The organism is Kocuria sp., from assembly GCF_030536815.1.
Lineage (GTDB): Bacteria > Actinomycetota > Actinomycetes > Actinomycetales > Micrococcaceae > Kocuria > Kocuria gwangalliensis.
The window spans coordinates 16,958-24,961 of record NZ_JAUNPE010000023.1 but is presented as its reverse complement, the minus strand read 5'-3'; the positions used below and the strand labels follow the sequence as shown (position 1 = coordinate 24,961).

The following is an 8,004-nucleotide window of genomic DNA, read 5'->3' as shown; positions in this document are numbered from 1 at the left end:
GCTCCACAGTCAAAACCTCCGGGTTCCCGTTGCGACAGGGGCCCGGAGGTTTTTTTGTGCGCGTTAGCGTATGCAGGCCACCCCGTCTGCAATGCCATCGACGTTATAACCGAAAAAATCCGGTTCTTCGGCCCTAACGTCTATCAGATTACGGGCGGGGTGACGTCTGTTCGTTGAGACCCCTGGCGGGCAGACGGTGAATTATGACTTCAGGTGTTGGATCGCGTAGGTATCGGCCTTGCGGAGCGCAGACCTGTATTCGACAGGTACACCGCCCGCATCAGCCGAATCCGAGTCTGTTTCTTCGGCCGGCTGGGGTCGGAAGACGAACCACGTGGCCGTTACCGCGAGCAGGATGACCACCACGGTGGTGACTGCAGTGAGCGGTGCGGCGGCGGTTACCTGGGACAGCGTGCGGGTAGGAACCAGGGCCGCGAATAGGAACGCCGCCCACAGCCCAGCGTACGAGCCGATCATGTTTCCCTGATGAGCTTTCACGTTCCCGCGGCGAATGGCCACGACCCCGAGGGCGAGAGAAATGAGAGTCCATGCCGAGAGCGCGTGGAGCCCGGACAGCGACGAGAACGGCCGTTGAATCCCAAAGCTGGTGACCGCGGTGATTACCATGGCGATCACCCACGTGCGCCCGAGCATGCGATGGGTGCGATCACGTTTCCGACGCACCAGGTTGAACGGTCCGACCGCCAAAGCGAAGAGTGCGGCGACGACGTGAACAATGAGGAGGGGGCTGGAGACCAAATGATCGAGTGCTTCCATGCCCATAAGATAGTTCGGGTATCCAAGTCTGTCATCGTAGATAGCTGAACCCGGAACAGGTATCCAAATCAGGGGTGGGAGAACCACCCGAGTCGTCAACCGGAGAAGCGCCGTGAAGCTCAAAGATCTTGTGGAAATCACAGGTGTTCCGGCCAGTTCCATTAAGTTCTACCTTCGTCATGAGCTGCTGCACCCCGGTGAGAAGCTCAATGCAACGACCGCGCGTTACGGTTATGAGCACGTGGAGCGGTTGGAACTCATCAAGGCTCTGCGCCAGGTCATTGGTCTGTCCCTCGAACAGTGTGCGCGGTTGGTCACCGCAGTGAACGCGGCCGAGACGGTGACCACCGTTGTGCTCATGGGTGAGGTGCAGACCGTGGTCCAAGAATTTCTGGGCGAAAGTCCCGGGCCGAGTCCCTGCGGGGAAGATCGAGATGCTGACAGCGCAGGTGACGCGGTTCGCGATCACCCACCGACATCCCAGGACACCCGCCTTACGGCGAATGACATAGTGAACGCCATGGGATGGCTATCCGGCACGGATGAATCCATGGTTGCCCTCGATCAGGAACTCCACCGGATGGCCCTGTGGGGGCTGGCTCCGCACCTGGATTCCGCACTGGTATATGCACGGGCAGTGGATGCGGTGGCCGCGCACCAGCTCCGAATCGCGCAGGACCGCAGGGGCCTCGAGGAATGGGAGCGCATGGCGGATCGGGGCGGCGCTTCCGGGGACGAGTCGGTGAGCCGCGACCAGCTCGCCATGTACGTAGCGCTGGGGGTCTACTCCTACTCGCGTTTTCTGCTCAAACTTCTGGCGGTGGCTCAGGGGTCGCATGCGCGTTCGAGCCCAGCAGACGATGAAGGCAACCGCTGACCGATCGGGACGTCAGTCGGGAAGGCGGCCGAGCGACGTCGGCGGGTGAAATATTCGAAACCTCTCTGCCACAGTTGTGTGCCGAAACGCCCGAACAGTTAACGCGTGAAATGATGACGAGTAATTGTTGTGACCCTTCTCATGCTTGCCAAGTCAGTGGAGTAGCCGAATGCGCGATAAAACAGCCTTACTGCCGGATACGTCGGTGAATCCGAGTGAGCAGTTGGAACGGGTCAGGAAATGGCGGATCGTGGGCCCCGGCCTGGTGGTTGCCGCCACGGGGGTGGGCGCTGCGGACATGGTTGCGACCCTGACCGCGGGTTCTCGTTACGGGTACGCGCTGTTGTGGGCCGTGATCGTGGGCACGGTCATGAAGGTCGTTCTGGTGGAGGGCGCGGGACGCTACTCGTTGTCCAGCGGGCGGACCATCTTCGAGGGCTGGCGGTCGCTGGGGCGTTGGACATCCTGGTACTTCGGTCCGTACATCCTCATCTGGGGTTTTGTGTACGGCGCGACCGCGATGTCCTCTTCCGCACTTCCCTTGGCGGCTCTCTTCCCGATCCTGCCGTTGTGGGCATGGGCCATCATGATGGGTCTGATCGGCTTCGGCATTGTGTGGTTGGGACGCTATGCGGCGGTGGAGAAAATCACCGCGGCCATGGTGGGCATCATGTTCCTGGTCATGGTGGGACTGGCGATCATCACGCTGCCCAACATCCCGGAGATGCTCAAGGGTCTGATCCCCGTGATCCCGCAGGGAGGCGTGGTTTACACCCTGGCACTGGCCGGTGGCGTGGGCGGCACCATTACCTTGGCGGCATACGGCTATTGGCTGCGTGAGAAGGGCTGGCACCAGCCGCGGTGGATGCGTGTCATGCAGTTGGACAATACCGTTGCATATGCCATTACCGGCATCTTTGTGTTGGCCATGCTGGTGGTGGGCGCCGAGGTCCTTTACTCCGCCGGCTATGCCATCAGCGCCGGCGACCGTGGCCTGCTCGACTTGGATGCCGTGTTGCGCGAACGCTACGGCGATGTGATCGGCGTGATCTTCCTGATCGGGTTCTGGGCCGCGTCTTTCTCGTCCGTGGTGGGCGTCTGGTCCGGTGTCTCGCTCATGTTCGCCGATTACTGGGGCAATATCCGCAACCGTCCCAAGGACCACCCGGACACCCGCAACGGCGGCAAGTACTTCAAGTTCTACCTGCTGTGGCTTACCTTCCCACCCATGCTTCTGCTGCTGCTGGACCGGCCGGTGTTCCTGATTCTGCTCTACGGGGTGCTGGGTGCATTGTTCATGCCGTTCCTGGCGGTCACCCTGCTGGGGCTGCTCAACACCTCGCGCACGCCCAAGAATTGGCGTAACGGCATGTTCACCAACGCGGTGCTGGTGATTTGCGCCGTGCTGTTCGGCATCCTGGGCATCTACCAAGTGTGGGACACCGTTTCGGACGTATTCTCCTAGCGGCACCGCACCGCAGAACGGCCTTGAACGACGACGCCGCCGGCGCCCCTTCTCGGGGCCCGGCGGCGTTGCGGTGCTACTCAGTCAGCGCGAGGCCGGCTCAGATCACTTGTTGTTGTCCTCGGGCTTGGAACCCTTGATTTGTTCCTTGACCTCGTTGACGGTCTGCTTGGCATCTTCAGCGACGGACTTGGCGCCGTCGGATGCGCGGTGAGCAGCCTGGGAAGCAGCGCCCTGGTCGTTCACGGACGACGTGGGATCCTTGACGTCATCAACCTTGGCACCCTGACCTGCGGCCACGGTGGTGGAGTTGTTGACCGGGGAAGCGGACACGCGCGGTGACGTGGTGGCCGGGGTCTTCCAGGGATCCTGGACCGGACGGGAAGCGCGCCACGCGGCCACGCCTGCCACGGCACCGGCGGTGATGAGACCGAGGATCAACAGGCCCTTGTTGCCACCCTGGGCCTTCTTCTGCTTCTTGGCGTACTCCTTGGCGGAGTTGCGAGCAGCCTTCTGGATGCGCTTGACGGTCTTCTTGTCACCGGTGAGCTTGGTGATCAGAGCGTCGAACTGGTCCGAGGTGTCTGCATCCGCGACCTTGGCTGCCAGAGCAGCCACGGCGCCGTCGTACTTGCCCTGAGCTGCGGCGCGGCCCTTGGCGGTGTTCTTTGCCGCCTTGGCGGCCAGGGGAGCGGCAGCGGCTGCACCGGCTGCGGCGGCCTTCTCACCGCGAGCCTTTACGGTGTCGCTCAGGTCCTGAGCCTTACCCAGGCCCTCCTGGACGTAGGGGCCCGAGGACTGAACTCCGGTGGCCAGGGCGGAAGCGCCCGTCTCCACACCGTGCTGCAGCTTGGTACCCAGGTGACCGATTTCGTTGGACAGCCATGCACCGGCGTCCACGACCTTTCCCTCGGCACCCTTCTGGGCTGCCTTGGCCTTCTTCTGGTTTTCGCTCTTGAACAAGCTCATAACGTGTCCCTCCTGAAGTAGTGACATTAAAAAGCTCCACAATCAGCATACGGGCTGTTGCGTAGCCCAGAAGGGCCCAATCAGCGGATTCACGGGCTTTTCACTGTGCGCTGAACGACTCCCGGCGCCCTGGCGCACACCGGGGAGCGTGCCACAATGGCACCATGACTGCTATTGCCACACACAAGGCGACCATCCACACCAACCACGGCGACATCGTGGTGGAACTCTTCGGTAACCATGCGCCCAAGACCGTGAAGAACTTTGTCGGTCTGTCGGACGGATCCCAGGAATGGGCCGATCCCCGCACCGGTGAGAAGCAGAACGGTCCCCTCTACAAGGACATCGTGTTCCACCGCATCATCAAGGATTTCATGATCCAGGGCGGTGACCCGTTGGGTCAGGGAATCGGTGGACCCGGGTACAACTTTGACGACGAGATCCACCCGGAACTGAATTTCAACGCGCCCTACATGTTGGCCATGGCCAATGCCGGTCTGCGTAACGGACGCGGAACCAATGGGTCCCAGTTCTTCATCACCACCGCACCCACCACGTGGCTGCAGGGTAAGCACACCATCTTCGGTGAGGTAGCAGATGACGATTCCAAGAAGGTCGTCGACGAGCTCAACAACGTTCGCACCGGCGGTCAGGACCGCCCCGTGGAGGACGCCGTGATCACCTCCATCGACGTCGAGAAGCTCTGACCCAGAAGCTTTTCGCAGCCAAGGCCCACCCGTTGACCGGGTGGGCTTTGTCGTGGATATGACCAGTAGATATACGGGAGCAGACATGAATGAGCGTCCTCGAGAGAACCAGGATGACCCGCAGGGCCCGTGGCGGGATCGGCCCGTTCCTGCCCCGCAATACGGTCAGTACATTTCGGGCCCACAGGCTGGCCCCGGTCCGGGCAACCCGCTCGAGCCTGCTCGCTCTCCGCGGTCGCCTCAGCAGCGCGGTGGTCGCGGTGTTCCACGCCGCCGCGGGGGCGACATGCCGGCCTCCTGGGTAATCATTGGGCTGTGCGTGGCCGTATGGGGTCTCCAATGGCTGGTCTACGCAGCCACGCCCTACAACCTGGCCTCCATGTTGGGGTACGCGCCGGTACTGACCAGCTCCCAGCCATGGCGCATGCTCACCTCGGGCTTCGTGCACTCCATGCCGTCACCCGTGCACCTGTTGCTGAACATGTACACCCTTTATCTGTTCGGTCGGATGCTCGAACCACTACTGGGGGCGTGGCGGATGGTCGTGCTGTTTGTTCTCTCCGTCCTGGGTGGCTCCCTGGGAGTTCTGCTGCTGGGCCAACCCAATGTCCTGGTGATCGGGGCCTCGGGCGGTGTCTTCGGATTGTTCGGGGCGGTGTTCATTTTCATGCGTCATTTCAAGCGCAGCATCACGCCCATCGTGGTGCTCATCGGGATCAACCTGGCGTTCGGATTCCTGGTGGGCGGGATTGCCTGGCAGGCCCACGTGGGCGGCCTGATCGTGGGCGCACTGGTGTCCTTGGGTATGCTTCCGGGGCTACGAAAGCGGCGTTGATAAAGCTTGTCCACAGGGGTTGTCCACACCTGTTAACAACTTACAGACGTGTAATTCCACAACTGTGAACAACCCTGTGGATACCGGGACCGCGCGGCCTACGACCCCCGTGGCGTACATGTTGTTCGGGATATGCACAATGTTCTCCACACCTGTGGATAACTCTTGTGCACGGGCTGGGGAGAAGCACACGTTCGGGTGAATCGCACCACAAGTAGTTCACCCCGCGAACAAAAACCGGCACCCTGGTAGACGCGCCTTAATACTCCGCGTTAAAACCCACCCTTCGAAAGGCTCTGCTCGCATGCCCCCAATGACTCCCGCCCGTCGCAGGCTCGCCCTGTTCGCACTTGCCCTGGGCGGATTCGGTATCGGGTGCACGGAGTTCGTCTCCATGGGGTTGCTACCGCAGATCGCGCAAGACATGTTGGGCGAGACGTACGCCGCGGCGCCCGAGCAGGGCATTGCCCAGGCCGGCTGGTTGATCAGCGCCTACGCCCTGGGTGTCGTGGTGGGTGCACCACTGATTTCCGTGCTCGTGGCACGCGCGTCCCGGACCACCATGCTCCTGGTGATGGCGGTGGCTCTCTTGGTGGGCAACGCGGCCTCCGCGGTGGCACCGGAGTTCGAGGCCTTGATGGTCATGCGCTTCCTGGCCGGCTTGCCCCACGGCGCGTACTTCGGTCTGGCATCGCTCGTCGCTGCGGACGTGATGGGCCCCGGTAATCAGGCCAAGGGCGTTGCACTGGCGCTGTCCGGACTCACCGTGGCCAACGTGGTGGGCGTTCCCACCATGACCGCGCTGGGTCAGGCCCTCGGATGGCGTGCGGCGTACATTGCCGTGGCGGTGGTGTTCCTGGTGACCCTGGCCGCCCTGTGGCTCACCGTGCCGTCCCAACGCCCCATTGCCGGAGCGAGCCGCAGGGGTGAGCTGTCTGCACTTCGGTACGGGCAGGTATGGATCGTCATGGGTGTTGCCGCAATCGGTTTCGGTGGGTTCTTCGCGATCTTCAGCTATCTCACCCAGATGAGCCGCGAACTGGCCGGGTTGCCCGGTGGCGCGGTGCCGTGGTTGCTGGCGACCGTGGGCGTGGGCATGACGGTGGGCAATATCGCCGGTGGCATCAGCGCTGATCGCTACCCCAAACAATCCATGATTGCCGGGTTCCCGGTGCTCGCACTGGTCATGCTGGCCGTGTGGGCTCTCGTGGGTAATCCCGTGGGGATCTTCGTGGCGGGCCTGGCCATGGGCCTGGCCAACTCGTTCGTCATGCCGTCCATCCAGAGCTGGCTCATCGACGCCGCCGGTGACGCACGTTTGCTGGGCGCATCCCTGAATCACTCGGCCTTCAACGTGGCCAACTCCATTGGCGCCGTACTGGGTGGCGCGGTGATTTCTGCGGGCTTCGGCTACCGCTCGCCGGCACTCGTCGCGTGCGCCCTGGTGATAGTGGGCGGACTGCTCGCCCTCTACGGAGCCAAGCGGCAGAAGGGGCTGGCACGGCGCCATCGAATCACGGTCGAGATGGCTGCTACGGAACCAGAAACCAACTGACCACCGGTCGTTTCACCCGTAGTCACTCGTGGTGCGCCGCACGGAGCCGGCGAGTAACCCTGATGGGGAACGTGACCACGCGCGTCACGTCACATCACGTGGACAACGGGGCGAGCGTCGTCGTCGGGCTCGGCGCGCCGCAGGATCTCGTGAACCACCGTGGCGGTCTGGCCCTGGCCCCACAGTAAAAATCGCAGATAATTACGCACGGGTGAGCCCGAAGACCACTCGAGATACACGTGGGGTGGCACACCGGTCTGATCGCGAACCCACAGGGCGACCCCCGCGAGGCACGTGGGAACGGAGGAGCCGTCCACGTGAATGACGTGGTGCGAACACACGGTGCGTGAGACCAGGGAGACCTTGTCCGAAAAATCGGACGGATCGCGCAGTTTGACCTCCACGAACCACACATCCGAATCCTCGACCAGGGCGTGAGAACGGCGCTCGACGGACAGTTTTTGCTGGTAGTCCTCGTCCACGCCCTGAGGGTCGGGGTTGCGCGGAATCAACTGGACGGCGCGGCCGCGAGAAGCGGTCATCGAGGTACGCAGGGCGGAATCGGCGCGGAGGTCCGTGATGCGCAACTCCGAGGCGCGCCACACGCGCGAGGCGAAGGAAATCACCAGGATGCAGAACACGAAGACCGCCGCGATCTTGATGCCGTCCGGGCGTTCCACCACGTTGGCCACGGTCGTGTAGAGGAACACTGCCGTGATCAGTCCGTACCCCCGGGCGAGGCGCGGGCGGCCACGATGTCCGGCGGACAGCGTGACCGCGAGCGCCGCGGAGGTCATGAGAACCAGCACCCCGGTCGCG

Annotated in this window: 7 protein-coding genes and 1 pseudogene; 5 read left to right on the top strand and 3 right to left on the bottom strand. The window is 62.8% G+C overall.

The window, feature by feature from the left end; genetic code table 11:
• Nucleotides 1-201: 201 nt before the first annotated feature.
• Nucleotides 202-777, bottom strand: a complete 576-nt coding sequence (locus Q4E95_RS04155) for a DUF2306 domain-containing protein (RefSeq protein ID WP_303382104.1) — start codon at nt 775-777, stop codon at nt 202-204.
• Between the two features lie 112 nt (nt 778-889).
• On the opposite strand from Q4E95_RS04155, the gene Q4E95_RS04150 reads away from it, so the two are divergent.
• On the top strand, nt 890-1,654 hold the full coding sequence (locus Q4E95_RS04150) for a MerR family transcriptional regulator (RefSeq protein WP_303382103.1): 765 nt from the start codon (nt 890-892) through the stop codon (nt 1,652-1,654).
• A gap of 169 nt (nt 1,655-1,823) precedes the next feature.
• Nucleotides 1,824-3,119, top strand: coding sequence for an Nramp family divalent metal transporter (locus tag Q4E95_RS04145; RefSeq protein ID WP_303382102.1), 1,296 nt, complete (start codon nt 1,824-1,826; stop codon nt 3,117-3,119).
• A 105-nt stretch (nt 3,120-3,224) separates the two neighbouring features.
• Here the strand turns inward: Q4E95_RS04145 and Q4E95_RS04140 are convergent, their stop codons facing one another.
• Complete coding sequence (locus tag Q4E95_RS04140) at nt 3,225-4,088, bottom strand: hypothetical protein (protein WP_303382101.1); 864 nt, start codon at nt 4,086-4,088, stop codon at nt 3,225-3,227.
• Between the two features lie 164 nt (nt 4,089-4,252).
• Here Q4E95_RS04140 and Q4E95_RS04135 point away from each other — a divergent pair, with 164 nt between their 5' ends.
• The 3 genes from Q4E95_RS04135 (at nt 4,253) to Q4E95_RS04125 (ending at nt 7,185) form a co-directional block, all read left to right on the top strand.
• A complete protein-coding gene (locus Q4E95_RS04135) occupies nt 4,253-4,795 on the top strand; it encodes a peptidylprolyl isomerase (protein ID WP_303382100.1) in 543 nt (180 codons plus the stop codon).
• Between the two features lie 286 nt (nt 4,796-5,081).
• The gene (locus Q4E95_RS04130; RefSeq protein ID WP_303382099.1) at nt 5,082-5,630 is read left to right on the top strand and encodes a rhomboid family intramembrane serine protease; all 549 of its coding nucleotides are present in this window, start codon (nt 5,082-5,084) and stop codon (nt 5,628-5,630) included.
• Between the two features lie 313 nt (nt 5,631-5,943).
• Complete coding sequence (locus Q4E95_RS04125; RefSeq protein WP_303382098.1) at nt 5,944-7,185, top strand: MFS transporter; 1,242 nt, start codon at nt 5,944-5,946, stop codon at nt 7,183-7,185.
• Nucleotides 7,186-7,274: 89 nt separating this feature from the next.
• Here Q4E95_RS04125 and Q4E95_RS04120 read toward each other — a convergent pair.
• A pseudogene (locus tag Q4E95_RS04120) lies at nt 7,275-8,004 on the bottom strand (amino acid transporter); the annotation flags it as partial.

What these genes read in the sequence shown, in the direction of transcription:
- Q4E95_RS04155 (WP_303382104.1), bottom strand. Translation starts at nt 777, where the DNA reads ATGGAAGCACTCGATCATTTGGTCTCCAGCCCCCTCCTCATTGTTCAC.
- Q4E95_RS04145 (WP_303382102.1), top strand. Translation starts at nt 1,824, where the DNA reads ATGCGCGATAAAACAGCCTTACTGCCGGATACGTCGGTGAATCCGAGT.
- Q4E95_RS04140 (WP_303382101.1), bottom strand. Translation starts at nt 4,088, where the DNA reads ATGAGCTTGTTCAAGAGCGAAAACCAGAAGAAGGCCAAGGCAGCCCAG.
- Q4E95_RS04135 (WP_303382100.1), top strand. Translation starts at nt 4,253, where the DNA reads ATGACTGCTATTGCCACACACAAGGCGACCATCCACACCAACCACGGC.
- Q4E95_RS04130 (WP_303382099.1), top strand. Translation starts at nt 5,082, where the DNA reads ATGCCGGCCTCCTGGGTAATCATTGGGCTGTGCGTGGCCGTATGGGGT.
- Q4E95_RS04125 (WP_303382098.1), top strand. Translation starts at nt 5,944, where the DNA reads ATGACTCCCGCCCGTCGCAGGCTCGCCCTGTTCGCACTTGCCCTGGGC.